We start from the raw sequence: 26,581 nt of genomic DNA on the forward strand, positions 1-26,581 counted from the left end.
CGACTCTGATGAGCTTCTGGGACCCGTTGACGACGTAGAGATCCGCGCTGTCGTCCGAGAAGCTCATCCCGAGGATTCCGCTCAGTCCGGAGACCTGGAAGGTCGAGCCGACCACGTTGGTCGAGTAGGTGTACTGGCGGAGGTTGCTGCCCACACCGACGTAGAGCTTGCCGTCGCTCGCGCGCAAGCCCGCAGCGGTGAAGTCGCTGCCCGACGGCAGCGGCTGGTAGGACTCGACGTGGAACTTGTGGTCGCTCCCGCGTGTGAGACGGAAAGCGGTCGGCAGCGCCGAGGAGTCGCAGCACTTCCCCGAGAACGCGTACAGCAGGTCGTTGACGGGGTCGTACGCCATGCTCTCGAGGTCGCCGTCCCGGTTGCTGCCGGCGGTGCCGCCGCCACCGAATCGAGGCGCAGCCGAGAACTCGCTTTCGGAGATCACCTTTTTGAGCGCGCCGGTCGCCCGATTCACCTCGACCACCTCGCTGCCGTTGTCGTCGGCGAGCCAGAGCGAGTCGTCGCTCGGCACGTAGGCGCTGCCCTCACCGTCGTGCAAGCGCACCGACGTGCCTGTGAAGGGGTTGGTGTGGATGACGCGGCTCAACTGCAGGCTCGGTGCGGCAGCGTCCGTCGCGCTCGGCGCCGTGAGCGCGATCAGGACGACGACGGTCGTAAGTGCCCCCAACCGCTGCCGGCGTCGCGACAGCGTCCCGCCCGCGGACATCCCCTCTCGCCCCCCTCGCGGCCCCCTCGTGCCGCGACTGCAGCCTCGCCTCAACCGACCCGTTCGTCAAGACCGCAAATCGCGGCAAGACCCGGCGGCGGACCGCCGGTCGAGTTGGGGCAGTTCAGCCTTCCTGACGGGCGACCGCGACCTCTCGCCGGGCGGGCTCGAACACGAGCGGCAGGTGGTCGGCCTGGCGAATGCCCGGGGAGTAGTGGATCTCCGTGTCGTCGGCGATGCGGTAGTCGGGGATGCGCCGGTGCAGCTCTTCGAGCGCGACGCGGAGCTCGAGACGTGCGAGGTGGGCGCCGAGGCACAAGTGGTTGCCCGCACCGAAGGCGAGGTGACGGTTCGGCTCTCGATCGATGTCGACGACTTCGCCGTCGGGGAACTCGCGCGCGTCGGCGTTCGCCGCGCCGATCACGAGCGTGACGTGGTCGCCCGCGCGCAGCTCGACCCCGCCGACGCTGATGTCGCGCGTGAGGATGCGGAGGACGACCATGACCGGGCTCTCGCGTCGCAACAGCTCCTCGACGGCCGCGGGCACGAGCGACGGCGCTTCGACGAGTCGGCGCCGCCGCTCCGGATGGCGTGCGAGGTTGGCCACCATGCAGTCGAGGGTCGCGGTGACGGTGTCGAGGCCGCCGAGGAGCATCAGGTGGGAGATGCCGAGCAGCTCCCGTCGAGTGAGGTGCACGCCGTCGATCTCGGACTGCACGAGGCGGCTGAGGAGCCCGGCGTCCGGTGTGCGCCCCCGATCCTCGATCGAGCGCTCGAAGTACGCGTTGATCGCCTGGCCGGCCGCGGCGCGGACCCGCTCCGCCCCGTCGAAGTCGTCCGGCGCGACGTCGGGGCGCACGATGTCGTCCCGCCATTGCAGGAACATCGGCAGGTCCGCCTGGGGCAGGCCCATGAGGCGCAGGAAGATCGTGGACGGCAGCGGCGTGGCGAACTCGTCGTGGAAGTCACAGTGGCCGCGGTCGGCGAACGTGTCGATGATCCCGTTGACCAGCACGCGCACGTCGGCTTCGAGCTCTGCGATCTTGCGCGGGACGAACTCGGGGTTGAGGAGCCGTCGGTACCTGGTGTGCTCGGGCGGGTCGACCTGTAGCGGGATGAGCGGCTGTTCCTGGCCGATCGAGAGGGCTTCGACGTCGGACGAGAAGATCTCGGGGTGCCGCAGTGCCCAGAGGACGTCGTCGTAGCGGGAGAGGTAGACCGCGGGCGCGCCGCCGAACTCCGACCGGGCCACGGGACAGCGGTCATGCAGCCGCCGGTAGGCCTCGTGGGGCGCATCGGCACCGGCCTGCGAGAAGACCAGCGTCGCCGGGTCCGTCACCTCGGGGTTCACGTGGGCCTCGGACTCCCTGCTCCGCATCGGTTTCGACCGAGCTTAGGTCGCTCGCCGAGGGGACACCGACCGCTACGCCGCACGCCGGTAGCGACGCACCGCGAGCGGTGCGGCCACCGCCAGGATCGCCGCGCACCATGCGAGCGCCTGGAGCACGTGGGTCGCGGTCGGACCCCCGAGCACGAGGGCGCGAGACGCCGACACGACCACCGACAGAGGCTGGTTCCTTGCGAAGGCCTGGAGCCAACCCGGCATCGTCCCGACCGGGACGAACGCCGACGAGGCGAAGACGAGTGGCGCCATGAGCGGGAAGGCGGCGGCCTGCGCGGTCTCGGGGTCGCCCACCGCGAGGCCGACGGCCGCGAACACCCACGACAGCGCGTACCCGAACAGCACGAGCAGGGCCAGCGCGCCGAGGAAGGCGACCGCGTTGGTGTGCACCCGGAAGCCGACCGCGAAGCCGACCGCGGCCATGAGCACGACGACGAGCACGTTGCGGACGGCGTCCGCGAGCGTGCGTCCCGCGAGGACCGCCGAGCGCGCCATCGCCAACGACCGGAAGCGCTCGATGAGACCGGTGTTGACGTCGGCCGCCAGCCCGATCGCCGTGTTCATGGAGCCGAACGCGACGGTCTGCGCGAACACGCCGGGCATGAGAAAGTCGACGTACGGGACGCCGGGCACATGGATCGCGCCGCCGAAGACGTACCGGAAGAGCAGCACGAAGATGACGGGTTGGATCGTCGAGAAGATCAGCAGCTGTGGCACGCGCCTCAGCGTGATGAGGTTGCGCTGCGCGATCGTGAGCGTGTCGCCGACAGCGTGATGCAGGCGGTCGCGCGGTCGTGCCGGCGCCTCGACGAAGACGGTAGCGGCGGTCATGCGGCACCTCGCGTGGTCTCGGCTGCGGGCTCTCCGGAATCGGGCCGGTGCCCGGTGAGGGTGAGGAACACGTCGTCGAGGCTCGGCTCTCGCACGACGAGGGTGGTCGGGGTCAGGCCGCTGGTGTCGAGCGCACGCAGCGCGTCCATGAGGACCCGTGGCCCGTCGGCCACAGGGACGCGCAATGTGGCGTCGATCTGCTCGGGCCCGCGGACCGCGAGTCGGGCAAGCACGGCACGCGCCCGCAGCGCGCCGGCCGGGTTCGAGAACCCGACCTCGACGACCGTGCTGCCGAAGCGCGACTTGAGCTCGGCCGCAGTGCCTTCTGCGATGACGCGCCCGTCGTCTACGACGACGATGCGGTGCGCGAGCCGGTCGGCCTCCTCGAGGTACTGCGTGGTCAGCAGCACCGTGGCGCCGTCGTCGACGAGCTCGCCGATGAGCTCCCAGACACCGACCCGGCTCTGGGGGTCGAGGCCGGTGGTCGGCTCGTCGAGGAACAGCACCGGCGGCCGGTGCACGAGCGCCGCCGCGAGGTCGAGGCGTCGGCGCATGCCCCCCGAGTAGGTGCGCGCAGGCCGGTCGGCGGCGTCGACGAGGTCGAAGCGCTCGAGCAGGTCGGCCGCGCGCGCCGCGATGCCGGCGCGGGGGAGATGCGCGAGCTTTGCCACCATGCGAAGGTTCTCGCGCCCGGTGAGGTTGTCGTCGACGGCTGCGTACTGGCCGGCGAGACCGATGCGGGCTCGAACCGCGGCCGGGTCTCGCATCACGTCGACGCCGAGCACGCCAGCCCGGCCCGCGTCGGGCCGCACGGTCGTGGTGAGCACCCGGACGGTGGTGGTCTTGCCGGCGCCGTTGGGGCCGAGCAGCCCGAGCACGGTTCCGGCGGGCACTGCGAAGTCGATTCCGTCGAGCGCGACCACGTCGCCGAAGTGCTTGCGCAGGCCCTCGACGACGATGGCCGGGGCGGTTCCTCCGTCGTTCATCCCGTCACCCTCGCGCAAATGCTTGAAGAGAGTCAAGTGTCGAACGTCACAGACTGTTGAGGATGCTGGAGAAACTCGCGGGGGGCGGATAGACTCACGTCGTGGCCCAGAAGACGGTGCCGGTCGAGGCCGTGCGGAGCGACACGGCGGTCCGGAGCGAGAACGCAGTGCTGGCTGCCGAAGTGTGGCGCCGGATGCTCGACTTCCACATGGCCCACCTGCGGCACATGGAGACGGCGCGCCAGCTGGGGCTGAACCCGGGCGCCACCAAGCTGTTGCTCGACCTACAGCCCGACGACCCGCGACCGATGCGGGCGCTGGCCGAGACCTTCGCCTGCGACGCCTCGAACGTGACCTGGATGGTCGACCAGCTCGAGGAACGAGGACTGGTCGAGCGCCGCACGTTCACGAGTGACCGGCGGGTGAAGACGGTCGCGCTCACGGCCCTGGGCGAAAAGACCAAGGCCGAGCTGCTGCGGCGCTTCTACGCGCCGCCCGACGACCTCGTTGCCCTCCTGCGCCCGGAGCTCGTGGCGCTCCGCGACGCATTGGCGCGGCTGCCGTCACCCGCGTCGCCCGGTTTAGAGTCTCCTTAGTTCGGTGGTAGATACTGGCGCCACCCTTCCGAGGAGAGACGTGTGCTGCGCAGCCGCCTGAAGTACTTCGTGCTACCGGTCACGGCCGTTGTCGCCGTCGCGTGTGCGTCGGCGTCGAACACCAGCGCCCCGAAGGCGAGTCGCACGCAAGCGGCAGCCGCGGAGGATCCTGCACACGGGCTGAAGGTCGTCTCCGCCCCGGCGCAGGAAGGCGTCGAGCACCTCAAGTTCAAGTACGGGCCGATCAAGATCCAGCCGGGCCAGAACAACATCGTGATCAGCGGCACCGATGTCCCGAAGCCCAGCGTCGACGGCTACATCGTCGCCATCCACCCGAACCTCGTTCGCAACGACGGGTCGGTGCCCCCGGTCGACGTGATCCACCTGCACCACGGGGTCTGGGTGAACATGGGCAGGGGCGGCGACCTGTACAGCAACCTGTTCTTCGCCTCCGGTGAGGAGAAGACCCAGATGATCCTGCCCAAGGGCTACGGGTACACCTACAAGGCTTCGGAGCCCTGGCTGATCAACTACATGCTCCACAACCTCCTGTCCACGCCGGACGAAGTGTCGATCGTCTACGACATGGACTTCATCCCCGCGTCATCGCCGGGGGCGGCCAAGATCACCCCGGCCTGGCCGATCTGGATGGACGTGCAGAAGGGTCACATCTATCCGGTGTTCGACGTGCTGAAGGGCAGCGGCACCAACGGCACGTTCACCTACCCCGATCAAGCCGATCACCCCTACAAGCGGCGGCAGCTCAACCAGTGGACGGCCGACCGCGACACCGTGTTGATCGCGACCGCGGGGCATCTGCACCCCGGCGGGCTCCACGTCGACCTGTTCGACACGCGCGCCGGGGCTCAGGCCACCGCCGCGGCCAAGCCCTCCATCAACGGCGACAAGGCACACATCTTCAGGTCCGACGCGATCTACTACGAGCCCGCGGGCGCGGTGTCGTGGGACGTGTCGATGACTGCGACCCCACCCGACTGGCGGGTCGCAGTCAAGAAGGGCGACACGCTCTCGATCTCGGTCACCTACGACACCGTGCGTGCGTCGTGGTACGAATCGATGGGGATCGCCGTCATCTGGGCGACCGACGGCACGGCCGGCACCGATCCGTTCACGGCTCGCGTCGACGCCGGCAAGCCCGTGCTCACCCACGGGCACCTGCCCGAGAACAACAACCACGGCGGACAGCCCGCGCCCAAGCAGTACACCGACGTGTCGAAGCTGCCGAGCGGTCCGGTGACCGACAAGGTCACGATCGCCGACTTCACCTTTGCCCCGGGCGACATCGGCGGCATCTACAGCCAGGTTCCCGTCGTGAAGGCGGGCCAGACCCTCCAGTTCTTCAACAACGACGCGCCGCGCGGGAACGGGATCTGGCACACCATCACGTCGTGCAAGGCGCCGTGTGACCGGTCCACCGGGGTCGCGTATCCGCTCGCGGACGGCAACGTGCAGTTCGACTCGGGAGAGCTTGGCGTCGCCGGGCCGCCGACGGCGGGGCGCCTCGACTGGACCGTGCCGACCAATCTCCCGACCGGCACCTACACCTACTTCTGCCGGATCCACCCCTCGATGCGCGGTGCGTTCCGCGTGGCCGCCTGACGGTTTCGGACACCTCCCGAAGGCGGCGCGTGTCGAGGACCGGCAAGGTCCTGGCCGGTGTCGCCGTGGCGCTGGTCGTCGCCGGGGTGGGCGTGTGGTGGTTCGTGCTGCGCGACACCGCCGCGCCCAAGCCCCGCGTCGATGCTGTCGCCGCGAGCGCGCCCACCGGGGCGGAGAGCCGCTCGTCACCGGACGGAGCGTGGGCCGTGAAGCCGTCTGACACGGTGTTCGTCGGCTACCGCATCCAAGAGCTGTTCGCCGCCGCCACCGTGAAGCGGACCGCGACCGGGCGCACGCCGAAGGTGCGAGGCACGATGAGCGTCTCCGGTCGCACGGTCTCGGCCGCGCAGGTCGTCGCCGATCTCACTGGGCTCACGAGCGACCAGGCCCGACGAGACTCGGCCATCCGCGAGCGCGGGCTCGAGACCGACCGGTTCCCCGAGACGACGTTCACGTTGACGGCACCGATCACCATTCCTTCGGCACCGGTGCGGGGTACGAGCTATCGGGTCACCGCGACGGGCGACCTCACGCTCCACGGTGTCACCCGCTCGGTGCAGGTGGCGCTCGAAGCCAAGTGGAACGGCGCCACGATCGCGGTCGCCGGGAGCGCGCCCGTCGTCCTCGGCGACTACGGGATGGCACCCATCAGGATTCCCGGCTTCATCGAGACCGACGACCGGGGCACGCTGGAGCTCCAGCTCCTCTTCGTGCCCGCCTGACATCGCTGAGCGTGGCCGTGCTTGCCTGACTTCGTGCTCCAGGGCCGCGGGTCGACAAGACTCCACCCATGAGCGGCCCCCGCCTGACCGGTCGACGGGTGCTGGTCGTCGGCGCGGGCACCCAACGCTCCGACGACCCGGATGCTCCCGTCGGCAACGGGCGGGCGATCGCCGTGCTCGCGGCCCGGGAGGGCGCCGCGGTCGTGTGCGCGGATCGAGATCGCGACGCGGCGGAGGAGACGGCGTCCCTGATCACCGACGAGGGTGGTGATGCCGTCGTGGTCGTCGCCGACGTCGGGTCGACCCAGGGTTGCGCCGCGCTCGTCGCCGAAGCGGTCGCCGACGACGCGCTCGCCGGTCTGGTGCTGAACGTCGGCATCGGTCGCGGTGGAGGCGTCACCGGCACGACCGCCGAGGACTGGGACGCGACGTTCGCGGTCAACCTCCGCGGCCATTTCCTCGTGGTGCAGGAGGCGTGGCGGCACCTGCAGGAACGTGCAGCGATCGTCTTCATCAGCTCGGTCGCCGGCCTCCAGCCCGGCAGCCGGTTGCCGGCATACGACGCGTCGAAGGCCGGCGTGATCGGGCTCTGCCGCCATGTCGCGTTGGAAGGCGCACGCCGGCACGTGCGCGCCAACGTCGTCGCGCCGGGCCTCATCGACACGCCCCTCGGGCGGTGGGCCTCTCGGGGACGTCCCTCACGCGAGCGCACGCCCGTCCCGCTGGGGCGTCAGGGGTCGGCGTGGGAGGTGGCGACGGCCACCGTGTTCCTCCTGTCCGACGAGGCCAGCTACATCACGGGCCAGGTGCTCGCCGTCGACGGGGGACTGTCGCTGATCTGACGACGACGACGGCGATGGCGGGATCCGTCAGTGGGGGAGTGGGTGTGCCTCGAAGAACGCCCACATGACTGCGTCGGCCGAGATCGAGTCGGTGGTCGGGCCGACGACCGAAGCGATCTGCTTGGAGAACACGCTCCCCGGCCAGGAGTGGCCGCCACCGGTCACCCGGTAGAGCTCGACGTCCGCGCCGCGCGGGCAGGCATAGGAGAGCTCGGTGACATCGGAGGCCACCTGCTTCTCGGAAGCCTGGCCCGTGCACTTGTTGCGCCGGGCCCAGGCGTGCAGCACGTCGGGCACCGAGGGCCCCTTGGGCCGGTCGCGCACGCCGAGGTCGCCGAGGGTCCTTCCCGAGCCGTCGGGTGCCGGCAGCTTGGCGGCGGCGGGACCGAGTCCACCGTCGTAGGCCACGAACGGGTCGGCGGTGCCGTGGAAGGCGACGATCGGCACCGCTCGAGCCGGCTTGCAGCCCGCGACGTTCGTGATCCCGGCGACGGGCGCGACCGCCGCGACCCGGTTGGCGAGCGCACACGCGACGACCGATGTCATCATCGCCCCGTTCGACAGCCCAGTGACGAACACGCGTGCGGTGTCGACACAGACCGTCTTCTCCACCTGGTCGAGGAGGTCACCGATGAACTTCACGTCCTTCGAGCCCACCGCCGTCTCCCAGCGGGGGATCGGGCCGAGGCCTTGCGGCGTGATCGTGACGAAGCCGTGTTGGTCGCCGAACGCGCCCAACTCGCTCATGTGCACGTGCACCTGGGCGCCCTCGGTGTAGCCGTGGAGGTCGACGACCACGGGCAACGGCTTGGTGCCGTCGTGTGCCGCGGGCACGTGGCGGATGTACCAGCGTTTAAGGGTCACCTTCTCTTCGCCCGCCGGGAGGCCCGCCGCGCCACCGCGGCACCCGCTCGACGGCGACGCGGCGACGGCGGTGTCGCGCGTGCCCGACGGAACCCGCTTCGCGGCCGCATCGCGCTTCGACCCTGCCGTGTCACCTGACGAGCATGCGGTCACCGCGACTGCGACGACCACGAGCCATCCGAATGCGATCCTTCTCATGACGGCCCCCCTGTCGTCCCGTCGGGCTGCTTAGCCGATGCGACGCTACCGATCGCGGGAGGGCGCCCGCTCGCGACGCACGGCGGGCGGGTGACCGTCGATCCGGAGCCGCTCCGTCCGTCGTAGGCTGGCGCCATGGGATCCAAGGCCCCGCCCTCGGGGCAAGCGAAGAAGCCAGGCAAGACCCTCAAGGAGAAGCGGGCCGCCAAGAAGGCGAAGAAGTCCGAGCGGAGCCGCGGGTCAGCCGCCAACTAGGGCGCGGCTGACGCAAGGGCGCGGCACCGCCGCGCTACTCGACGGCGCCGTCACCCTCCTGCTCGTGCGGCGCGTCGGGTTCGTCCGGTCGATCGAGCGCATCGGTCGGTTCGTAGTCCTCTCCTTCCGGCGCCCCGTCGTCGGTCGCGCTCTTCCGGTCGAAGCGACGCTGGCGCTTCGCCTCGGCCTTCTCCATGCGAGCCCGCTCCCGCTGTCGCTTGGCAAAGCTCTCGCGCTCTCCACCTCTGGGCACGGCTTCCTCCTCGATCGGCGGCGCGCAGCTCCTCGCATGCCCTAGGCAGGGCCGGAGGGTGTCCGACGTTCGTCCAGGCGGGCAGCATCGGGCCACCTGGCGTCCTGCGCCCAACCTACCCGCTCGAACGCCCGAATCAGCGCAGCCGAGGAATCGCGCTGTCCCCGGTCGACGCCGTGACGGGCGAGCGCGGGGAACGCGTGGTGCGCGTTGTGCCACGACTCGCCCATCGACACGACGGCGAGGGCGCCGACGTTCGTGCTCTGGTCGCGGGTGACGAACGGGCGGCGCCCGAACGCGTGGCACACGGAATTGATGCTCCAGGTCACGTGGTGCAGCACGCAAATGCGGACTCCGCCGGCCCAGAGGAGCGCGGTCCCAGCCGCCGCGAGCCCCCCGCCCCACACCCATCCGATGCCGAACGGCAACGCGAGCGACACCACGCACCAGAGGGGAAAGAGGCGGCTCACGACCCGCAGGTCGGCGTCGGTCATGAGGTCGGGGGCGTAGCGGCTCTCGGCCATGGTCGGTGGTCCGAAGAACCAACCCATGTGCGCGTGCCACAGGCCGCGCAAGCGCCCGGTGGCGCCCGAACCGTGGAGCGCAGGGGAGTGGGGGTCGCCCGGCCGGTCCGCGAACGTGTGATGGAGACGGTGGTTCGCGACCCAGCCGATGACCGCGCCTTCGAATGCCATCGACCCGGCGACCGCGAGGGCGATCTTGAGCGGGCGGCGGGCCTTGAAGCTCCGGTGGGCGAACAGCCGGTGAAAGCCGACGGTGACCCCGTGGCCCGCGACGAAGTAGAGCACGACCGCGAGGACGAGGTCACGCGCGCTCACACCGTGGCCCCAGAAGTGGAGCACCGCGAGAACCACCGCAAGGAGGGGGCCGAACACGATCAGGCAGGTGATGACCCGCTCGAAGGTGCGAGCCGGCGACGGAGCCGGTGTCTCCGGAGCCGGTGTCTCCGGAGTCGGTGTCTCCGGGATCGTGGCAGGCAGCTCGTCGACGAGACGACGGGCGACCGGGCGCGAGACGGACGGAGCGGTTGCTTCGACAGGCACGAGGACTCCAGGGGCCCTTGGAATCATCGGCCGTCTGTCTGACCGGCACCGAAGGCGGTACCGAATAGCCTAACTCAGTCGTCGAGCAGCTCCCGCGCGCCGGGCGCGATCGAGGGATGACGCAGCTTCGACAGCGCCTTGGCCTCGATCTGGCGGATGCGTTCGCGCGTGAGGCGGAAGTGCTGCCCGACCTCGTCGAGGGTGCGTGGCTCGCCGCGATCGAGGCCGAAGCGCAACCGGAGGATCTCCCGCTCGCGCTCGTCGAGACACGAGAGGAGCCCGGCCACGTCGTCGATCAGCATGGCGGCGGCCGCGTGCTCGTACGGCGATGGCGTCGTGCGGTCCGCGACCACGTCGCTCAGCTCCGTGTCGCGCCCCTCGACGAGCGGTTCGGAGAGTGAGCGGGGTTCGATGGCGAAGTTCATCGCCTCGAGCAGCCGGCCTTCGGGCGCGCCGAGCTCGGCGGCCAGCTCGGCCACCGAAGGTCGCCGGCCCAACCGCTGGTGCAGGTCGGGGCGCAGCCGGTTCGCCCGCACGACCAGATCGCCCGCGTGCACGGGCAGTCGCACGGTTCGGCTGCTGTTGGCGATCCCCCGGGTGATGGCCTGACGTATCCACCAGGTCGCATACGTCGAGAACTTGAAGCCCCGCCGCCAGTCGAACTTCTCGACCGCGTGCATCAGGCCGAGGTTGCCCTCCTGGATCAGGTCGAGGAGCGGGAGTCCAGACGGTTGGTAGCGCTTGGCGATGGAGACGACGAGCCGGAGGTTGGCCTGCACGAACGTCTCCGTGGCCGCGTTGCCGCTGCGCACCTGGCGCTCGAGGCCCCGCCGGTCGATCGCACTCAGCGGCTCGCCGGCGCTGCCGTTGGTCTCCAGGCGCGTGCGGGCGGAGCGTCCCGTCTCGATCGCCTGAGCCAGGCGCGACTCGTCGGCCCGGGTCAGCAAGGCGTGCTTCCCGACGTCGGTCAGGTAGAGGCGGACGAGGTCTTCGTCGGGCGCCTGCTTCGGTCGCGCCGGAATTTCCCTGCTGCTCCGTGACTCCACGCGCTTGGATGTCGTGCAGGGTCGGAGATGACGGACCAGCGCGGCGGGCGGCCTGCGCGGGTGCGGCCGGGCGCCTTTGCAGCGTACCGCCTCACGCCGCAGCCCGGGCTCCATCGACCGGGAGGGGGGCACCGCGCATGCTCTCAACCGAGCAGCACGACCACCGTGTGCAGGGCGAGACCGGCGAGGCCTCCGACGACCGTGCCGTTGATGCGGATGAACTGGAGGTCGGGACCGAGGAGGAGCTCCAGCTTCCGCGAGGTCTCGTTCGCGTCCCAACGGGCGACCGTGCCGCTCACCAGGCTCGCGATCTCGTCGTGGAAGTGCGAGGAGACATAGCGGACGCCGGCCGCGGCCAGCTCCTCGGCCTTGGCCTGGACGGCGGGATCGTCGCGCAGCCGCGCTCCCGCGGCCTGCATCAGCTCCGCCAGCCGCCGGCGCAGCTCCGAGTCGGGATCGGCGGCCTGCGCACGCAGGGTCTCCTTCACATCGCGCCACAGCGCCGACGACCACTGGCGCAGCTCGGGGTGCGCGAGCAGCTCACGCTTCAGCTCCTCGCCGCGGGCGCGCAGTGTCGGTGACGATCCGAGGTCGACCGCAAGCGCGCGCACCCGCTTGTCGAACTCCATCCGCAGCTCGTGGCGCGGATCCGCCGCGATTTCCTGGAGCAGCTTCCGCAGACCGTCGAACAGCTTCTCGAAGATGCGCCCGTCGATGGGCTCGGGGACCCACCACGGCGATTCGCGGCCGAACCGTGCCCGCAGCTCGTCGCGGTTCTCGGCCATCGCGCGGTCGATGCCGCGCACCAGCGTGTCGAGCAGCTCGTGGTGCCGGTTCTGCGCCGTCATCATGTCGAGGGCCCGACCGGCAAGGGGGGCGAGGGGTACCGCCTCGATCCGCGCGATCACCGTGTCCTCGATGAGGGCGTGGACCTCCTCGTCGCGGAGCGTGTCGGTGAGCCCGACGACGATGTCGGCGGAGTGGCGCGCGACGGTGGCCGCGTTGGCGGGGTCGGCCAGCCATTCGGCCGCGCGGGCTGCGAGTCGACCGGAACGGATGCGGTCGACGATGGCGTCGGGCGACAGGAAGTTGTCCTGGACGAACTCGCCGAGCGTGCGGCCGAACTGGTCCTTGCGCTCGGGGATGATGGCGGTGTGGGGGATCGGGATCCCGAGCGGGTGACGGAAGAGGGCCGTGACCGCGAACCAGTCGGCGAGACCACCGACCATGGACGCCTCGGCCGTGGCGCGCACGAAGCCGAGCCACCCCCGCTCGCCCTCGCCGAGGAGGGTCAGCAGGAACACGCCGGTCGCGGCGACGAGCAGGCCGGTGGCGCGCCGCTTGGTGACCGCCAGCTGCGCGAGCTTCGCCCGGTCGTCACGCACGGGTGGCAACGTGGCCGTTGGGGAGCTCACCGACACGGGCCGCACGCTAGTGGCGCGCCCCCTTCGGCGGTCAGGTGCCCTGGACAACGACCGAGGTCTCCGGTACAGACTGGTGGGGCGAAATGAGGCTGTATGGGGGGACGATGAGCCGGGTGATCGCGGCCCTGGTGCTCACGCTGTTGGCGGCGAGCGGCTGTAGCGGGTCCAGCGAAAGCGGTGGGAGCCTGCCCCGCGGTCCGCGGGCCACCGATGACACGACGACGACGACGGTCGTGGGGCCGGAGGTCGAGGGAGTGCAGCTCACGCCGACCAGCTCGATCCCCGCGGGCACCGTCACCCCCCCGCTCCCGCCGCCCGCGACCCCGTCGGGCGGGTTCGGAGGCCCGTACCCCCGCCGGGGACTGGGTTGCCGCCGCGCCCCGTACCCGAAGTGCTCACTGACGAACAAGCGACCGTGCTGCCGCCCTGGCGACCCCGCCAACGCCCGCTTCCATCAGGGCGCCAACGCCGGCAGATAGGCGAGCCTGACGGTCAGGCCGCGCCGAACATCGTCAGCCACTGCTCTTTGCTGGCCGGCTTGAACACGTAGTTCACCTGCTTCACCGCCTCGATCGTGCCCGACGACGCGACCGAGTAGCGGTGCCCTGGAAGGACCGCGATGTCGTCGGGCAGCGACGCGAGGCGCTGGAGGCTCTCGTACATGGCATCGGGATCGCCACCCGGCAGGTCGGTGCGCCCGCAGCCCTCGAGAAAGAGCGTGTCGCCCGAGACCAGGAGGCGATCGACGAGGAAGCACTGGCTGCCCGGTGTGTGCCCCGGGGTGTGAAGCAGCTCGATGCCGATCGCCCCGACGTCGACGAAGTCGCCGCTGTCGTGGGTGGCGAGCTCCGACTTCGACACGCCCGTGACGCGTCGCACCGACTCGGCCTCGGCCGCGTGCACGTGGACCCGCACGTTCTCGCGTGCGAGCAGCTCGCGCACACCTTCGATGGGATGGCCCATGAGCGACCCACCGACGTGGTCGGGATGGTGGTGAGTGACGAGGACCCCCGTCAACCGCATGCCGTCGTCATCGAGCACGCGCAGCACGGCATCCGTGTCGTAGGCGGGGTCGACGACCATCGCCTCGCCGGTCTCACGGTCGCCAATGAGGTACACGAAGTTCACCATCTGTGCGGCCACCGGGTCGTCGGTGGCGAAGTCGCGGCCGGAGAGCAGCTGGCGGAAGTAGAGGCGCTCGGCCATCCGGGCCGATGGTAGGCGGCCCGACCCACACTGCGCCGGACGCCGCGGGTGTTCTTGTCGCGCTCAACCACCGTCGCGGTGGTCGCGCGCACCAAGCACCCGGCGGTCTGCCGGAAGCAGGGACTAGTCGCGCTGCACCAGCACGTCGAGGCGGACGAAGGTCTGGTCGAACGTGCCGTCGCGGCGTCGGAGGTCGTCGAGGCGGACGTCGGCCGCGGCCCGGAACTCGCCCCACCGTTCGGCTGGGAGGCCGACCTCGTACGCCTGGAGGCACTGGCTGTGCAGCCAACCCCGCAGTGCCGCGCGGTCGAACGACCGCCGCTGCGCGAGCGCCTGGACGTGGCCGCCGGCGCTGGAGAAGCCGGCCGCCTCGAGGAGGTCGAGGTAGTGCGCCGGGTCCGGGAACGACCAAGGCGAGGTCGGGCCGCCGAACGCGCGCGACACCTCGTCGAGCACGGGCAGGATGCGCGGGATGTTGCCGACACCGCCCATCTCGAGCCGGAACCATCCGCCCGGCCTGAGCAGGCGGTGGACGTCGGCGAGCAGCCGCGGGTGGTCGGCGATCGGGACCCAGTGCATCGCCGAGCGGCTCATCACCACGTCGAAGGCGGCGTCGGTCGGGAGGAGCTCGGCCAGCAGCTGAACGGGCCCTGCCACGAACGACTGGTTGGGCCCGGCCCGCTTGCGCGCCTCCGCGAGCAGCGACGGTTGGGGATCGAGGCCGACGACCTCACCGTCGGGAACGTCGTCGGCGATGGTGCGCGTGAAGTCACCGGCACCGCACCCGAGGTCGAGCACGCGGTGGTGGCGCTGAAGGGGAAGCGACGCGCGGAACCAGTCGTCGTACACGCGGTGGTGGGCGGTGTTCGCCGCGTAGAGCTCGCCGTCCCATGCCGGCAGCCAGACGTGTGTTGCCATGCCGTCGTCCTCCGCGTGCTCGTGGTGGCCTGTCTCAGATATTGAGACATTGTCTCGAATGCTGAGCAACAGTAACGCGCGGTCAGCTCGTCAGCGAGTCGACCAGCTGGTCGACGATGGCGCCGACCTCGGACCGCGCCGCGACCGGGTCGGGCGCGCCGGCCACGAGCATGGCGGCCTCGTTGAGTGCCGCGAGCAGCAGGTGGCCGAGCGGCTCGACCGCCGGGGGCTCGCCGGGGCCCGACGCGAACACCGCGCGCAGGCCCTCGGTGACGAGCCCCAGCCCGTAGCGGGCATCGACGTCCCGCCAGGCCGCCCAACCCAGCACCGCCGGCGCGTCCAGCAGCACGATGCGCTGCACGGCCGGGTCGAGTGCCGCGTCGAGGAACTCGTGGCAGCCGCGGCGCAACTGATCGCGAGGGTCGTCGCCCGCCATCGCGGCGGTGGCGATGCGCGCCGCCAGCTCCGACTCCAGCTCCTCGAACACCGCCGCGAAGAGGTCCTGCTTGGTGCCGAAGTGGTGGTGGAGCGCGCCGCGCGTCACGCCCGCCCGCTCCACGATCTCCTCGCGCGCCGTGCCCGCGAAGCCCCGCTCGGCGAAGAGAGCGCGTCCGGATGCCAGGAGCGCGCCGCGCGTCGCGTGCGACCGGTCGGCCTGCGTGCGCCTGTGACCCTTTTCACCGTTGACCGCCATGCGGCTCCGAACTATACATGCGGGCAGCCTGCATGTAACTAAGGTTTCGCACCCACGCGACGAAGGAGGCCGAGATGACACTGTCACTCCACGAGGTGCGCGACGGCATCGCCGCCGAGCACCAGGCGTTCGCGGCGCTGCTGCGCGAGCTCGACGGCGACGCCTGGGCGCGTCCCAGCCGTTGCAATGGCTGGACCGTCGCCGACGTGGCCGCCCACGTCTCCGGCTCGATGGCCGAGATCGTGGCGGGGGAGCTCGAGGGCCAGGGCACCGAGCCGGTGACCGCCCGACAGGTCGCGCAACGGCGGGGCCGCACCAACGACGAGCTCGCCGACGAGCTCGAAGGCGCGGCCAAGGGGTCGGCCGACCTGCTCGCGGTGTTCGACGAGTCGGCCTGGGCCGGGCCCTCGCCCGGCGGCTTCGACGGCACGCTCGGCGACGCGGTCGAGGCCCTCTGGTACGACGCGTACCTCCACGCCGACGACATCCGCGCGGCCACCGGGCTCCCCTCGGTCCGAGGGCCCGGGCTCAAGGCCTCGCTGTCGCATGTGGCGACCGTGCTCGGGCAGCGGGGTTGGGGACCGGCGACGTTGGCGTTCGACGGCTTCGACGAGTTCGATGTCGGCGGCGGCGGGAAGCGCATCGAGGGCGACGCGCTGGCGTTCGTCCTGGCTGCCACCGGTCGCGCCGATCCGTCGACGTTCGGCCTCGGTCCTGACGTCAACATCTATGCCTGACGAGTGAGCCGGTCCGCGTGGGCATCTACGATGCCCGCCATGTCCGGACGCCGCGCGGAGCCTCCGAGTACCGGTGGCCGGCTGGCCGAAGCAGATCGTCGCGCGCGTCCGCGCCACGCTCGGCCCCGACGTCGCCGGGTTGCGGCAGGGCAGTGCGGCGCTCCTGGTCTCTTCGGGCGGTGACCTGTTCGCGGGGCTGACGCTCGGCGCCATCACCCACACGCTCGAAGCCCTCCCCGGCCTGCTCGTGCTCATTCCCGCCGCCATCGGCATGCGCGGCAACATCTTCGGCGCGCTCGGCAGCCGGCTGGGCACCGCCATCCACACCGGCACGTTCAGCCTCTCGCGCCGGGCGGACACCGTCGTGGGGCAGAACGTGTTGGCGTCGATCGCGCTCACGTTCTCGATCTCGTTCGCCCTCGCCGTGCTCGCCAAGACGATCGCGGTCGCGTTCGGAGTCGCCGGCACCATCTCGGTCGTCGACTTCGCAGTGATCTCGGTGGCGGGCGGGGCGATCTCGTCCGTCGTGGTCCTCGCTATCACGTTGGGGGTCGCGGCGTTGTCGGCCCGACGCGGCTGGGACATGGACAACGTGGCCGCGCCTCTCGTCACCGCCGCCGGCGACATGGTCACGTTGCCCTCGTTGTTCCTCGCCACCTACCTCGTCGGGCTGCGGGTCGTGACGCCGGTGCTGGGCCTCACCACGATGGTCCTCGCCGTCGCTTCGGTCGTGGCCGCGTTCGGCGCCGGCCACGAGTTGCTCCGTCGCATCGTGCGGGAGTCCCTGCCGGTGCTCCTCGTGGCGGGTGCGGTCGACGTGGTGGCGGGTCTCACCATCCAGCAGCGCATCGAGTCGTTCCTCACCTTTCCGGCTCTGCTCGTGCTGATCCCGCCCTTTCTCGAGGACACGGGCGCGCTCGGCGCCATCCTCGCCAGTCGCCTCTCGTCGAAGCTGCACCTGGGCGTCATCGCGCCCACCGCCGCACCCCCGCGCCCGGCGCGCGACGACTTCGCGCTCGTCGCGTTCCTCGCGTTGCCCGTGTTCGTGCTGGTGGCCCTGTCCGCGGATCTGGCGGCGACCGTGTTCGACCGGGCCGGCCCCGGCGCCGGCGGGTCCCTCGCGACCGCGGTGGCGATGCTCGTCGCGTACTACGGCAGCATCGTCGCCTTCCGGCTGGGCCTCGACCCCGACAACCACGGGGTCCCGCTGCTGACCTCGACGATGGACCTCGTCGGCGCGATCTCGCTCATCCTCGCCGTCCACGTCGTGGGGATCACGTGAGCACGGCGTCGATGTTCTACTGATGCCCGGCGGGCGCGAGCGGGCCGATGCCGGTGCCCCACGTCGCGTCGGTCAACGCGAACGCGGCGACCGCGAACGGCGCGATCGACGGGCCCGCGGGTGTGCGGGCACCGTCGGGCGCGACGCGCACGAACCCGCCGACGTTCGAGGGTCCGAGCGTCACGGTGGCGTCCGCCGGCTCGTCGTCACCGGCGACCCGGCACGCCGTGCCGTCGTAGACGATGCGGTGGGTGGTGGTCTCGGTGAACCGTGGCGCGATGGGGGTGTACGCGGCGCCGCGCCGGGCGCCGTCGGAGGCCTCGACCACCAGTCGCTCGAGCTCGGTCGGGCGGGCGTCGAGCTCGACGTCGTTCCGAGCCGCGATGTGCAGGAGCTGCAGCGGTAGCGCGGGCAGCGCCGCGCCGATCGGCACCAGGCCGGCCCCCGCGCGGGGGTTGAGCTCGGTGGGCCGGAAGCCCGCGGCCGTCATCACGCCGTCGACCGTGAACGCGCCGCGGAAGCCGATGCGCTCCCGCAGGCCCTCACCGACGCGGCGGGCGACGGCGCGCATCTCTTCGCGGTCATCGGGCGCGGGGTCCCAGAACGTGGCCGTGCCCGCGTAGAGGAGGGCCGCCGATTCCGTCGCGGCCCCCGGCCGCTCGGCGCGGCGGAGAGTGATGAGCTCGACGGGTCGGAGGACCGCCACGCCGTCGCGGAAGACCAGCCCGTGGATGCTGCAGGGAATGCCCTCGAGGAAAGGCATGACGCGCACGCGTCGGCAGTGCGCGACGAGGAACGAGGCCGCGTCGTCGGCAGCGCCGAGGTCCCCGGACCGGACCCAACGCACGTAGACGCCTCCTCCGTTGAGGCCCTCGCTCGCATCGCCCGACCACACCGTGCCCAGGCCCCTGTCGAGCCGGCGGGCGGCGCGGTGCAAGGCGTCGGCGCGCGCGGGCACGACCGTCGCCGCGGCGCGGGTCACGCCCAAGGCGTCCCAGAGATCGTCGACGATCGATTTGTCCTCGAGCGCCAGCGAGGCGGCGGTGCGCGGACCGAGGACGGTGCGGCGCGCGACCTCGGGCCTTGCCCAGAAAGGCGTCATCACCAACACCACGGCCTCGTGGTCGGGGTCGTAGCGGGCGAGCGCGGCCAGCGCGTGCGCGGGCAGGTCGACGAGAGCCGCGTCGACGGCGCGCAGCTCGCTCACGATGTCGGGCGCGCCGACGTCGAGCACCAGGGTGTCGGCTCGGTCGGGGCCGGGCAGGTCGCCGGTGCCCACCCCGAAGGCCAGCGCGAAGGGTCGCTCGGCTCCGAGGGCGTTGGTGAGCTCGACCATGTCGGTGAGCCCTGCCAGCGGGCCGCCGGTGATGACAACCTTGCGCCCCGCGACGAGCGGGCGCACGAGCGCGCGGTAATGGTCGACATCCACGGAAGGAGGCGTCAGGGCAGGCGGGAGCTCCAGACGAGGGAGCCGGCGGCGGCTGAGAACGCGAATACCAATGCCATGCCGATGAACCAGGCGCTCACCTCACGGCGCACGGTGCGAAAGCCGATCTGGCTGCCGATGTCGTCGTAGACGTGACGAAGCTCCTCGCCCGATGCCGCCTCGAAGAACGAGCCCTTGGTGGTGTCGGCCACATCGCGCAACGCGCCTCGGTCGACCGGCACCTGGATGAGACGACCGTCGACGACGACCGTTCCCTGGTCCGTGCCGAACGCGATGGTCGACACCGGCACCTTTGCCTCGGCCGCCGCCGCGGCGGCGTCTGCATTGGGCCGGCCCGCTGTCGTCGCGCCGTCGGAGAGCAGCACGATGCGCGCCGGTGGCCGCTTCGCATGGGGGGTCGGGTCGACCGAGTTGGCGACGGTGTCGAGCGCAGCGAAGATGGCCTCGCCGATGGCCGTGCGTGGGCCGAGGCGCAGGTTGTCGAGGCTCTGGAGCACGGGCTCGCGGTCGTTGGTGGGAGGCACGAGCACGGTCGCGCTGCCGGAGAACGAGAGCAGGCCGAGCCGGAACCGGGCCGGCAGGTGCCGGGTGAACGCCCGCGCCGCGTCACGGGCGGCCGCGAACCGGCTCGGTGCGACGTCGGTCGCCTGCATCGAGGCGGAGACGTCGATGGCGAGCATCACCGTCGCCTCTTCGCGGGGGACCTTGACCGCGCGCGTCGGCCGGGCGAACCCGAGGACGAGGAGGCTGAGCGCAGCCACGAGGGCGGCCGCGGGCACGTGGCGTCGCCAACCGGGACGCTTCGGCGCGACCGACGCGAGCAGCGCGACGTTGGTGAAGCGCACCGTGTCGCGCCGCCGGCGGTACTGGGTGAGGAAGTAGGCGGCCACGAGCGCGGCGACCAGAACGAGCAACCAGAGGCGCTCGCCCGCGAGAAACCTCACCGGTGCACCGTCCTCGAAGCTCGGCCGCTGCACCGCTCTGTCACATTGGTCGCTGCGCTCACCGGTGCACCGTCCTCGACGCTCGGCCGCTGCACCGCTCTGTCACATTGGTCGCTGCGCTCACCGGTGCACCGCCTGCGGGGCGACGAGGCCCGTGCGCAGCCGGCGGCGCAGGGCGACGAAGCGCACGATGTCGAGGAGCCAGTCGCGGTCGGTCCGCAGCGTCAGATGCGGGACCGCCGCGCTGCGTAGCGCGCGGGCGATCTCGGCCCGCTGGCCCGCCGCCGCCTCCGCGTAGCGCCGGCGGACCTGGTTGCGGGCGGTCTGCACCTCGATGCGGCGCCCCGTCTCGGGGTCGACGAGGGTGAGGAGGCCGACCGGCGGCAGTTCGAGCTCGCGCGGGTCGAGCACCTCGACCGCGAGCACCTCGTGGCGCCCTCGCACCGACCGGAGCAGCCGCTCCCAGCCCGCGGGGTCGAGGAAGTCGGAGATCACGACGACGAGGCCCCGCCGGCGGGCCAGCGGGCCGACAGCGCGCAGGGCGGTGCTCAAGTCGGCCGTGGGGCCGCGTTCCGCGAGTCTCTTTGCCGTCGATGGGCCGGGTGTGTGCGCGCGAGGTGTCGTCGCCACCCGCTGGAGCAGCGCCATGACCGAATCGCGACCCGAGCGCGGAGGCACCGTGACCAGGCCGCCCGGCCGCAGCAACAGCGCGCCGAGCCGGTTGCCCGCGCGCGCGGTGAGAAAGCCCACTGCTGCCGTCGCAGCCAGCGCCAGGTCGCGCTTCTCGCACGCCGCGGTCCCGAAGTCGAGGCTCGCCGACTGGTCGACGACCACCCACGTCTCGAGCTCGCGGTCGGCGATCGTCTCCCGCACGTGGGCGACGGTGGTGCGAGCGGTGAGGTTCCAGTCCATGCGGCGCACGTCGTCGCCCGGCTGGTACACGCGGCCCTCGCCCGGGTCGCTGCCCGAGCCCGGCACGAGGCCCTGGTGGTCGCCCTGTAGGAGGCCGTCGAGGCGACGCGTGATGGTCAGCTCGAGGTGGCGCAGGGCCGCCTGGCCCCGCGCCAACCCCGGGCGGGCGCTCACGCAATCACCGCGGTGCGGTCCTGGCTGGGGGCGACGCGGGGCGCCACGACGGTTGCGATCACCCGGCCCACGATGTCGTCGGGCGTGACGCCGTCGGCCAGCGCTTCGTAGGAGAGGACGAGCCGGTGCCGCAGCACCTCGGACGCCACGTCGAACACGTCCTGGGGAAGCACGTAGTTGCGATTGCGGATCAGCGCGAGCGCGCGGCCGGCGGCGATCAGGCCGAGGCTGGCGCGCGGGCTCGCCCCGAAGGCGAGGTGCGGCGCGACCTCGGGCAGGCCCCGCTCGGCCGGCTCGCGCGTCGTGAGCACGATGCGCACCGCGTAGTCCATGACCGCGTTGTGCACGAAGATCTGGTCGGCGTCGCGTTGCAGCCGCACGAGCGTCGCAGTGTCGAGCACCTCGACCGCGCGGGGCGGGTCGACGCCCATCCGCCGGACGATCTCGACCTCCTCGGAACCGCTCGGGTAGCCCACGACGATCTTCATGAGGAAGCGGTCGCGTTGCGCCTCGGGGAGCGAGTAGACGCCCTCGGACTCGATGGGGTTCTGCGTCGCCAGCACGAGGAACGGCATGGGCACCGGATGGGTGATGCCGCCGATCGAGACGTGGCCCTCGGCCATCACCTCGAGCAGCGCCGACTGCACCTTCGCGGGCGCGCGGTTGATCTCGTCGGCCAGCACGAAGTTGGCGAACACCGGGCCCAGCTCGACGTCGAACGCCTCACGCGAGGGCCGGTAGATCCGCGTGCCGATGATGTCGGCGGGGATCAGGTCGGGGGTGAACTGGAGCCGTACGAACGACCCGCCTACCGAGGAGGCCAGCGTCTCCACCGCGAGGGTCTTGGCCAGGCCCGGCACCCCCTCGATGAGGCAGTGTCCGCGCGCCAGCAGGCAAACCAGCATGCGCTCGACCATGCGGTCCTGCCCCACGATCACGCGCTTGACCTCGAAGAGCGTGCGCTCGAGCAGGGCGGCATCCGACGCCGGGCGCGCCTCGGCGATGGACGGCGGTCGCGGGTTGGAAGACATGTCACTCATTCTGGTCCCTCAGGTCTGTGATCGTCGTGGGCGATTCTTGGGTGGATGCTGTGAGCGGTGTGGGCGCCTCGACCGGAGGCGGCGCGACTCGGGGCAGCTCGACGCGGAAGGTGGCGCCGCGGCCGGGGCCGGTGTCGAGCGTCGCCCGTCCCCCGTGGGCCGCGGCGATGGCGGCGACGATGGAGAGCCCCAGCCCGCTCCCGCCACCGGCGCGCGCACGCGCCGGGTCGGCTCGGTAGAAGCGCTCGAACGCGCGCGCCGCCTCGTCGGCTTCGAGACCGGGGCCCTCGTCCGCGACCTCGAGCTGGGCGCCCTCTTGTGTCGACCGGACGCGCACATGCACGCGCGTGCCTTCCGGCGTGTGGACCCGCGCGTTGGCCAACAGGTTCGCGGTCACCTGGCGCAGCCGGGCCTCGTCGCCCGTGACCGTCACGGGTCCGTTGGTCTCGAACGTGATGGGCCGATCGGGCGAGACGGCGCGAGCGTCGTCCACCGCGTCACTCGCGAGCGCGACGAGGTCGACCTCCTCCCGCTCGAGGGGACGGCCCTGGTCGAGACGGGCCAGGAGCAGCAGGTCGTCGACGAGCACGCTCATGCGCGCGCTCTCGTCCTCGATGCGCCGCATGGCCGTCTCGAGGTCGTCGGGGTGCTCCGCCGCGCCGCGACGGAAGAGCTCGGCGTAGCCGCGGATCGAGGTGAGCGGGGTGCGCAGCTCGTGCGACGCGTCGGCGACGAACCGCCGGAGCCGCTGCTCCGACGCGGTCCGCGCCGCGAAGGCCCGCTCGATGTGCCCGAGCATGCCATTCAACGCCGCGCCGAGCCGCCCCACCTCAGTGCGATCGTCCGCCCGCTCCACGCGGCGCGAGAGGTCGCCGGCCGCGATCTCTCCCGCGGTGGTGGCCATCTGGTCGAGGGGGCGCAGCCCGACGCGCACGACCCACAACGAGAGGAGGCCGAGCAGCACGATCACCGAGAGGGTGGCGATCACCTCGATGAGGACGAGCCGGCCGAGCGTCTTCGTCACGTCGCGCAGCGGGAGGGCGACGACGAAGACGCCCCCGTCGGTCGTCGGGGTGGCGAGCACCCGGTAGCGCAGCGAGCTCCCACCCTCCGCCCGGGCGGTGAAGGCGTGCTGCCCGTCGGCCCGGCCAATCGAGGTGAGGTCGGGCAGGTGGGGGGGTGGGTCCGACGGCTCCCGGAACCCGGGCAGCGTGGCCACCACCTGGCCACTGCCGTCGAGGAGCCGCGCGTCGGTGCCCGCGGGGATGATCGTCCGGTCCGACGGCCGGTGCGGGAACCCGGACTGGATTCTCAGCTCCTGCGCCGCGGGCAGCACCGTGTCCTCGAGCTGCTGGTCGATGCGGTCGACGAGGAACGAGCGCAGTGCTGTGTACGTCACGACGTCGGACACGAGCATGCCGACCGTCACCAGTGCGACGAGACCGGCCAGGAGTCGGCCGCGCAGCGACATCTCAGCCGGGCAGCCGCAAGGTGTACCCCACGCCCCGGACGGTGTGGATCAGATGGGGCTCGATCTGGTCGACCTTCTTGCGCAGGTACGAGATGTAGGTCTCGACGACGTTGGCGTCACCCCCGAAGTCGTACTCCCAGACGTGGTCGAGGATCTGCGCCTTCGACAGGACTCTTCGTGCGTTGAGCATGAGGTACCGGAGCAGCTTGAACTCTGTGGCGGTCAGCGCGACGGAAGCACCCGCGCGCCAGACCTCGTGGGTGTCCTCGTCGAGCTCGAGGTCGCCGAACTGCAGACGGCTCGAGCCGTCGTCGTCGCCTCGGGTACGGCGCAGCACCGCGCGGACGCGCGCGACGAGCTCCTCGAGGCTGAACGGCTTGGTGACGTAGTCGTCGCCGCCGATGGTGAGCCCGGTGACCTTGTCCTCGGTCGCGTCGCGTGCGGTGAGGAACACGACCGGTACCCGCACGCCGTCGCCCCGCAGCCGGCGGGTGACCTCGAAGCCATCGAGATCGGGGAGCATGATGTCGAGGACGATCAGTTCGGGCCGGAACGTGGCGGCCGTGGCGATCGCGGCGCGGCCGGTGGAGGCCACGGCGACGTCGAACCCGGTGTACCGCAACGCGGTGCTCACCAGGTCGGTGATGGCATCCTCGTCGTCGACGACCAGTACCCGGGCCGCGGGGAGCACCATGGCCTCAATCGTGCCCCGTCCCGTCACGTCAGTTGTTGGGTTTCGAGCCGAACGTGACCTGCAGGTCCCGCGACTCGCCGTTCCGCGTCACCGTGATCGTCGCCCGCTGCCCGGGACGGTGGTCGCGGACGAGGCCGCCCAAGTCGCTCGCGCCCGTCACCGGCGTCCCGTCGACGGCAGTGATGAGGTCTCCCTCCTGCAGGCCGGCCTGGTCGGCCGGCTCCCCGTTCACGACGGCGACGATGAGGGCGCCACGGCTGCCGTCGTCGGGGTCGGTCGTCTGCACGCCCAGCCACCCGACCGGTGGGGCGCTCTCGCCCCGCCGCAGCCGTTCGATCACGCTCTTGGCGTGGTCGATGGGGATGGCGAAGCCGATGCCCTGTCCGGCGGTCGCGGTGTTGATGCCGACCACCTGACCGGAACGGTTGATCAGCGGGCCCCCGGAGTTCCCCGGGTTGATGGCGGCGTCGTGCTGGATCAGCCCGGTGAGGTTGTCGAGGGTGCGATCGGTGGCCGACACGATGCCTCGCGTCACGGTGGGATCACCCGGCAGACCGAGTGCGTTGCCGATCGCCACGATGTCGTCGCCGACTTTCACGGTCGCGGAGTCGCCGAGCTCGGCCGTGGGCAGCCCGCTCGCGTTGCCGATCTTCAAGAGCGCGAGGTCGTTGACGCCATCGCTGCCCACGATGGTGGCCGAGCGCGACTGGGACTCGCCCTCGAGTCGCACGCGCACCGTGTCGGCGCCGCTCACGACGTGCGCGTTGGTGAGGACCTCGCCGTCCGCGGTGAGGATGATCCCGGTGCCCGCGCCGCTGCCGCCCGCGCCCGACGCGCGAATGGACACCACCGCGGGCGCGGCCTTGGCGAGTATCCCCTGCAGGTCGAGGGCCGGCCCCGCGAGCACCGAGCTCGGGCCGGTGGAGACCGCTCGCCCGACGGTGGTGGCGGGTGACGCGGTGACCGGCCGGTCGTCGGTGAGCTTGGCGCCCACCACGCCGCCCACCGCGCCCGCCGCGAGCGCCGTGGTGGCCAGGAGGGCTGCCACACGGCCCCGGGTGGGACGCGGGGGAGGCGGGGCGCCGCCGCCCGCCGGGGGCGGGACAGGGGGTAGACCGGCGGGCGGCAGGCGAGGAGGCTCCGGGACCGTCTCGGTCGGAGCGGTCACGGTCGGGATGGTCTCGGTGGGGGCCGTGTAATGGGGAAGGTCCCAGTCGTTCGATGGTGTCGATTCCACGGCACCAGACCCTGTGGGTCGGCTGTGCGCGTCCCCCGAGTGTGGCGCAGGTATCGGTGCTACGGAGAGGGTGGGCTGGGGACGGCGCGGCGAGGCCGCACGAACGCCGAGATGCCGAAGCCTCCGAGAAAGGCGGCCACGACACCGGTGGCGAGGGCGAACCCGGAAATGCCGCCTCCCGGCCCGGTGTTGCCGGCCGCCGCGTAGGGTGGGCCGGTCGCCTTGGCGGCCGCGGTCGCAGTGGGATCGGCCTGGTTCTGGCCGACCACGACGAGCACCCCGCGCATCTTGGCCGGATGGATCTTGCACTTGTAGCTGTAGCTGCCCGGTTTTTCCGGCGCGGTCAGCTTGCCGCTGCTGCCCGGCGCGATGGTGCCGGTGTCGAGCGACACGTCGTCGAACGTCGCCGTGTGCGGCGCGGACCCGCGGTTGGTCCACGTCACCTCGCCTCCCGGCGCGACCGACGCCTGCGCGGGTTTGAACGCGAAGTCGACCGTGTCGACGCTCACCTGTCTCGCGGCGTCGGATGGTGGCGCGGGGCCCGGTCCCGCAGGGGCCACCCCCGTCACCGTGGGGTGCACCTCGCAGTGGAACTTGAACGTGCCCGGCTCCTTGAGGGTGATGGACGCGTTCGTTCCCGCGAAGCGACCGGCCTCGGCCCCCGGCATGACGATCCCGGTGTCGAACGAACCGTCGTCGGCGGTGAGCGAGTGGGGTTTGCCACCGACGTTGGCGAACTGGAGCGTGGAGCCCGCCTTCACGGTCAGCGTGTCGGGCACGAACCGCAGGCGTTCACCGGTGAACTGAGGCGCGGGGTCGATCGCCTCGACGCGGTTGACGTCGGCCTGACCGGTGTCGCCGGTGACCGTGATGATGCCGTTCATCTTGTTGGGGTTGATGCGGCAGAAGTAGTGGTACACGCCCGGTGCCGAGAAGGTGATCTCGCCCGTTGCGTTCGGCGCGATGGGGTTGGTGTCGAAGGTGCCGCCCCGATCCGTGAC

General features: G+C 71.5%; 26 protein-coding genes and 1 pseudogene (1 of these 27 only partly in view). 7 read left to right on the top strand and 20 right to left on the bottom strand.

Annotated features, from left to right (window positions below; genetic code table 11):
• The 4 genes and pseudogenes from E6G06_03830 to E6G06_03845 form a co-directional block, all read right to left on the bottom strand.
• Positions 1 to 721: pseudogene (locus E6G06_03830) on the bottom strand (hypothetical protein); it reaches 146 nt to the left of the window's first position.
• Between the two features lie 124 nt (positions 722 to 845).
• On the bottom strand, positions 846 to 2,099 hold the full coding sequence (locus tag E6G06_03835; GenBank protein TML92890.1) for a cytochrome P450: 1,254 nt from the start codon (positions 2,097 to 2,099) through the stop codon (positions 846 to 848).
• Positions 2,100 to 2,144: 45 nt separating this feature from the next.
• Positions 2,145 to 2,954 carry an ABC transporter permease gene (locus E6G06_03840; protein TML92891.1) on the bottom strand — a complete coding sequence of 270 codons (810 nt, stop codon included), beginning with the start codon at positions 2,952 to 2,954 and terminating at the stop codon, positions 2,145 to 2,147.
• Positions 2,951 to 3,940, bottom strand: a complete 990-nt coding sequence (locus tag E6G06_03845; protein ID TML92892.1) for an ATP-binding cassette domain-containing protein — start codon at positions 3,938 to 3,940, stop codon at positions 2,951 to 2,953. The genes E6G06_03840 and E6G06_03845 overlap by 4 nt, the downstream gene beginning before the upstream one ends.
• Positions 3,941 to 4,134: 194 nt before the next feature.
• Between E6G06_03845 and E6G06_03850 the strand changes: the two genes are divergently transcribed.
• From E6G06_03850 to E6G06_03865, 4 genes are all read left to right on the top strand, one after another.
• On the top strand, positions 4,135 to 4,536 hold the full coding sequence (locus E6G06_03850; GenBank protein TML93037.1) for a MarR family transcriptional regulator: 402 nt from the start codon (positions 4,135 to 4,137) through the stop codon (positions 4,534 to 4,536).
• A 42-nt stretch (positions 4,537 to 4,578) separates the two neighbouring features.
• The gene (locus tag E6G06_03855) at positions 4,579 to 6,156 is read left to right on the top strand and encodes a hypothetical protein (GenBank protein TML92893.1); all 1,578 of its coding nucleotides are present in this window, start codon (positions 4,579 to 4,581) and stop codon (positions 6,154 to 6,156) included.
• A complete protein-coding gene (locus E6G06_03860) occupies positions 6,063 to 6,878 on the top strand; it encodes a YceI family protein (GenBank protein TML92894.1) in 816 nt (271 codons plus the stop codon). The genes E6G06_03855 and E6G06_03860 overlap by 94 nt, the downstream gene beginning before the upstream one ends.
• Positions 6,879 to 6,946: 68 nt before the next feature.
• Positions 6,947 to 7,720 carry an SDR family oxidoreductase gene (locus E6G06_03865; GenBank protein TML92895.1) on the top strand — a complete coding sequence of 258 codons (774 nt, stop codon included), beginning with the start codon at positions 6,947 to 6,949 and terminating at the stop codon, positions 7,718 to 7,720.
• 27 nt (positions 7,721 to 7,747) lie between these two features.
• On the opposite strand, the gene E6G06_03870 is transcribed toward E6G06_03865, so the two are convergent.
• The 5 genes from E6G06_03870 to E6G06_03890 form a co-directional block, all read right to left on the bottom strand.
• On the bottom strand, positions 7,748 to 8,782 hold the full coding sequence (locus E6G06_03870) for a hypothetical protein (protein ID TML92896.1): 1,035 nt from the start codon (positions 8,780 to 8,782) through the stop codon (positions 7,748 to 7,750).
• A 289-nt stretch (positions 8,783 to 9,071) separates the two neighbouring features.
• Complete coding sequence (locus E6G06_03875) at positions 9,072 to 9,290, bottom strand: hypothetical protein (protein TML92897.1); 219 nt, start codon at positions 9,288 to 9,290, stop codon at positions 9,072 to 9,074.
• Positions 9,291 to 9,331: 41 nt separating this feature from the next.
• Positions 9,332 to 10,381, bottom strand: a complete 1,050-nt coding sequence (locus tag E6G06_03880; GenBank protein TML92898.1) for an acyl-CoA desaturase — start codon at positions 10,379 to 10,381, stop codon at positions 9,332 to 9,334.
• 47 nt (positions 10,382 to 10,428) lie between these two features.
• The gene (locus tag E6G06_03885; GenBank protein TML93038.1) at positions 10,429 to 11,514 is read right to left on the bottom strand and encodes a sigma-70 family RNA polymerase sigma factor; all 1,086 of its coding nucleotides are present in this window, start codon (positions 11,512 to 11,514) and stop codon (positions 10,429 to 10,431) included.
• A 29-nt stretch (positions 11,515 to 11,543) separates the two neighbouring features.
• On the bottom strand, positions 11,544 to 12,815 hold the full coding sequence (locus E6G06_03890) for a DUF445 domain-containing protein (protein ID TML92899.1): 1,272 nt from the start codon (positions 12,813 to 12,815) through the stop codon (positions 11,544 to 11,546).
• 113 nt (positions 12,816 to 12,928) lie between these two features.
• On the opposite strand from E6G06_03890, the gene E6G06_03895 reads away from it, so the two are divergent.
• Positions 12,929 to 13,303 carry a hypothetical protein gene (locus tag E6G06_03895; GenBank protein ID TML92900.1) on the top strand — a complete coding sequence of 125 codons (375 nt, stop codon included), beginning with the start codon at positions 12,929 to 12,931 and terminating at the stop codon, positions 13,301 to 13,303.
• A gap of 13 nt (positions 13,304 to 13,316) precedes the next feature.
• Here E6G06_03895 and E6G06_03900 read toward each other — a convergent pair whose 3' ends face one another.
• From E6G06_03900 to E6G06_03910, 3 genes are all read right to left on the bottom strand, one after another.
• A complete protein-coding gene (locus E6G06_03900; protein TML92901.1) occupies positions 13,317 to 14,030 on the bottom strand; it encodes an MBL fold metallo-hydrolase in 714 nt (237 codons plus the stop codon).
• Between the two features lie 123 nt (positions 14,031 to 14,153).
• The gene (locus E6G06_03905) at positions 14,154 to 14,948 is read right to left on the bottom strand and encodes a methyltransferase domain-containing protein (protein ID TML92902.1); all 795 of its coding nucleotides are present in this window, start codon (positions 14,946 to 14,948) and stop codon (positions 14,154 to 14,156) included.
• A gap of 82 nt (positions 14,949 to 15,030) precedes the next feature.
• Complete coding sequence (locus E6G06_03910) at positions 15,031 to 15,642, bottom strand: TetR/AcrR family transcriptional regulator (GenBank protein ID TML92903.1); 612 nt, start codon at positions 15,640 to 15,642, stop codon at positions 15,031 to 15,033.
• Between the two features lie 74 nt (positions 15,643 to 15,716).
• On the opposite strand from E6G06_03910, the gene E6G06_03915 reads away from it, so the two are divergent.
• Positions 15,717 to 16,379, top strand: coding sequence for a maleylpyruvate isomerase family mycothiol-dependent enzyme (locus tag E6G06_03915; GenBank protein ID TML92904.1), 663 nt, complete (start codon positions 15,717 to 15,719; stop codon positions 16,377 to 16,379).
• A 73-nt stretch (positions 16,380 to 16,452) separates the two neighbouring features.
• Entirely contained in the window at positions 16,453 to 17,661 is a 1,209-nt protein-coding gene (locus tag E6G06_03920) for a hypothetical protein (GenBank protein TML92905.1), read from the top strand.
• A gap of 16 nt (positions 17,662 to 17,677) precedes the next feature.
• Here E6G06_03920 and E6G06_03925 read toward each other — a convergent pair whose 3' ends face one another.
• The 8 genes from E6G06_03925 to E6G06_03960 all read right to left on the bottom strand — a co-directional run bounded on the left by E6G06_03925 (position 17,678) and on the right by E6G06_03960 (position 26,500).
• On the bottom strand, positions 17,678 to 19,090 hold the full coding sequence (locus E6G06_03925) for a hypothetical protein (protein TML92906.1): 1,413 nt from the start codon (positions 19,088 to 19,090) through the stop codon (positions 17,678 to 17,680).
• Between the two features lie 11 nt (positions 19,091 to 19,101).
• A complete protein-coding gene (locus E6G06_03930; GenBank protein TML92907.1) occupies positions 19,102 to 20,052 on the bottom strand; it encodes a VWA domain-containing protein in 951 nt (316 codons plus the stop codon).
• A gap of 120 nt (positions 20,053 to 20,172) precedes the next feature.
• Complete coding sequence (locus tag E6G06_03935) at positions 20,173 to 21,138, bottom strand: DUF58 domain-containing protein (protein ID TML92908.1); 966 nt, start codon at positions 21,136 to 21,138, stop codon at positions 20,173 to 20,175.
• Entirely contained in the window at positions 21,135 to 22,178 is a 1,044-nt protein-coding gene (locus E6G06_03940) for a MoxR family ATPase (GenBank protein ID TML92909.1), read from the bottom strand. Before E6G06_03940 ends, E6G06_03935 begins: the two co-directional genes overlap by 4 nt.
• Positions 22,171 to 23,649 (bottom strand): HAMP domain-containing histidine kinase, encoded by a 1,479-nt coding sequence (locus E6G06_03945; GenBank protein TML92910.1) that lies wholly within the window; start codon positions 23,647 to 23,649, stop codon positions 22,171 to 22,173. Before E6G06_03945 ends, E6G06_03940 begins: the two co-directional genes overlap by 8 nt.
• 1 nt (position 23,650) lies before the next feature.
• Positions 23,651 to 24,343, bottom strand: coding sequence for a response regulator transcription factor (locus E6G06_03950; protein ID TML92911.1), 693 nt, complete (start codon positions 24,341 to 24,343; stop codon positions 23,651 to 23,653).
• A 28-nt stretch (positions 24,344 to 24,371) separates the two neighbouring features.
• Positions 24,372 to 25,889, bottom strand: coding sequence for a PDZ domain-containing protein (locus E6G06_03955; protein ID TML92912.1), 1,518 nt, complete (start codon positions 25,887 to 25,889; stop codon positions 24,372 to 24,374).
• Positions 25,640 to 26,500, bottom strand: a complete 861-nt coding sequence (locus E6G06_03960; GenBank protein TML92913.1) for a hypothetical protein — start codon at positions 26,498 to 26,500, stop codon at positions 25,640 to 25,642. Before E6G06_03960 ends, E6G06_03955 begins: the two co-directional genes overlap by 250 nt.
• Positions 26,501 to 26,581 lie beyond the last annotated feature (81 nt).

The sequence above is a fragment of the Actinomycetota bacterium genome, assembly GCA_005888325.1.
Taxonomy (GTDB): Bacteria; Actinomycetota; Acidimicrobiia; order Acidimicrobiales; family AC-14; genus AC-14.

What these genes read in the sequence shown, in the direction of transcription:
- E6G06_03950 (TML92911.1), bottom strand. Translation starts at nt 24,343, where the DNA reads ATGGTGCTCCCCGCGGCCCGGGTACTGGTCGTCGACGACGAGGATGCC.
- E6G06_03850 (TML93037.1), top strand. Translation starts at nt 4,135, where the DNA reads ATGCTCGACTTCCACATGGCCCACCTGCGGCACATGGAGACGGCGCGC.
- E6G06_03885 (TML93038.1), bottom strand. Translation starts at nt 11,514, where the DNA reads ATGGAGCCCGGGCTGCGGCGTGAGGCGGTACGCTGCAAAGGCGCCCGG.
- E6G06_03900 (TML92901.1), bottom strand. Translation starts at nt 14,030, where the DNA reads ATGGCCGAGCGCCTCTACTTCCGCCAGCTGCTCTCCGGCCGCGACTTC.
- E6G06_03945 (TML92910.1), bottom strand. Translation starts at nt 23,649, where the DNA reads ATGTCGCTGCGCGGCCGACTCCTGGCCGGTCTCGTCGCACTGGTGACG.
- E6G06_03880 (TML92898.1), bottom strand. Translation starts at nt 10,381, where the DNA reads ATGATTCCAAGGGCCCCTGGAGTCCTCGTGCCTGTCGAAGCAACCGCT.
- E6G06_03905 (TML92902.1), bottom strand. Translation starts at nt 14,948, where the DNA reads ATGGCAACACACGTCTGGCTGCCGGCATGGGACGGCGAGCTCTACGCG.
- E6G06_03895 (TML92900.1), top strand. Translation starts at nt 12,929, where the DNA reads ATGAGCCGGGTGATCGCGGCCCTGGTGCTCACGCTGTTGGCGGCGAGC.
- E6G06_03940 (TML92909.1), bottom strand. Translation starts at nt 22,178, where the DNA reads ATGAGTGACATGTCTTCCAACCCGCGACCGCCGTCCATCGCCGAGGCG.
- E6G06_03835 (TML92890.1), bottom strand. Translation starts at nt 2,099, where the DNA reads ATGCGGAGCAGGGAGTCCGAGGCCCACGTGAACCCCGAGGTGACGGAC.
- E6G06_03915 (TML92904.1), top strand. Translation starts at nt 15,717, where the DNA reads ATGACACTGTCACTCCACGAGGTGCGCGACGGCATCGCCGCCGAGCAC.
- E6G06_03845 (TML92892.1), bottom strand. Translation starts at nt 3,940, where the DNA reads ATGAACGACGGAGGAACCGCCCCGGCCATCGTCGTCGAGGGCCTGCGC.
- E6G06_03840 (TML92891.1), bottom strand. Translation starts at nt 2,954, where the DNA reads ATGACCGCCGCTACCGTCTTCGTCGAGGCGCCGGCACGACCGCGCGAC.
- E6G06_03910 (TML92903.1), bottom strand. Translation starts at nt 15,642, where the DNA reads ATGGCGGTCAACGGTGAAAAGGGTCACAGGCGCACGCAGGCCGACCGG.
- E6G06_03870 (TML92896.1), bottom strand. Translation starts at nt 8,782, where the DNA reads ATGAGAAGGATCGCATTCGGATGGCTCGTGGTCGTCGCAGTCGCGGTG.
- E6G06_03865 (TML92895.1), top strand. Translation starts at nt 6,947, where the DNA reads ATGAGCGGCCCCCGCCTGACCGGTCGACGGGTGCTGGTCGTCGGCGCG.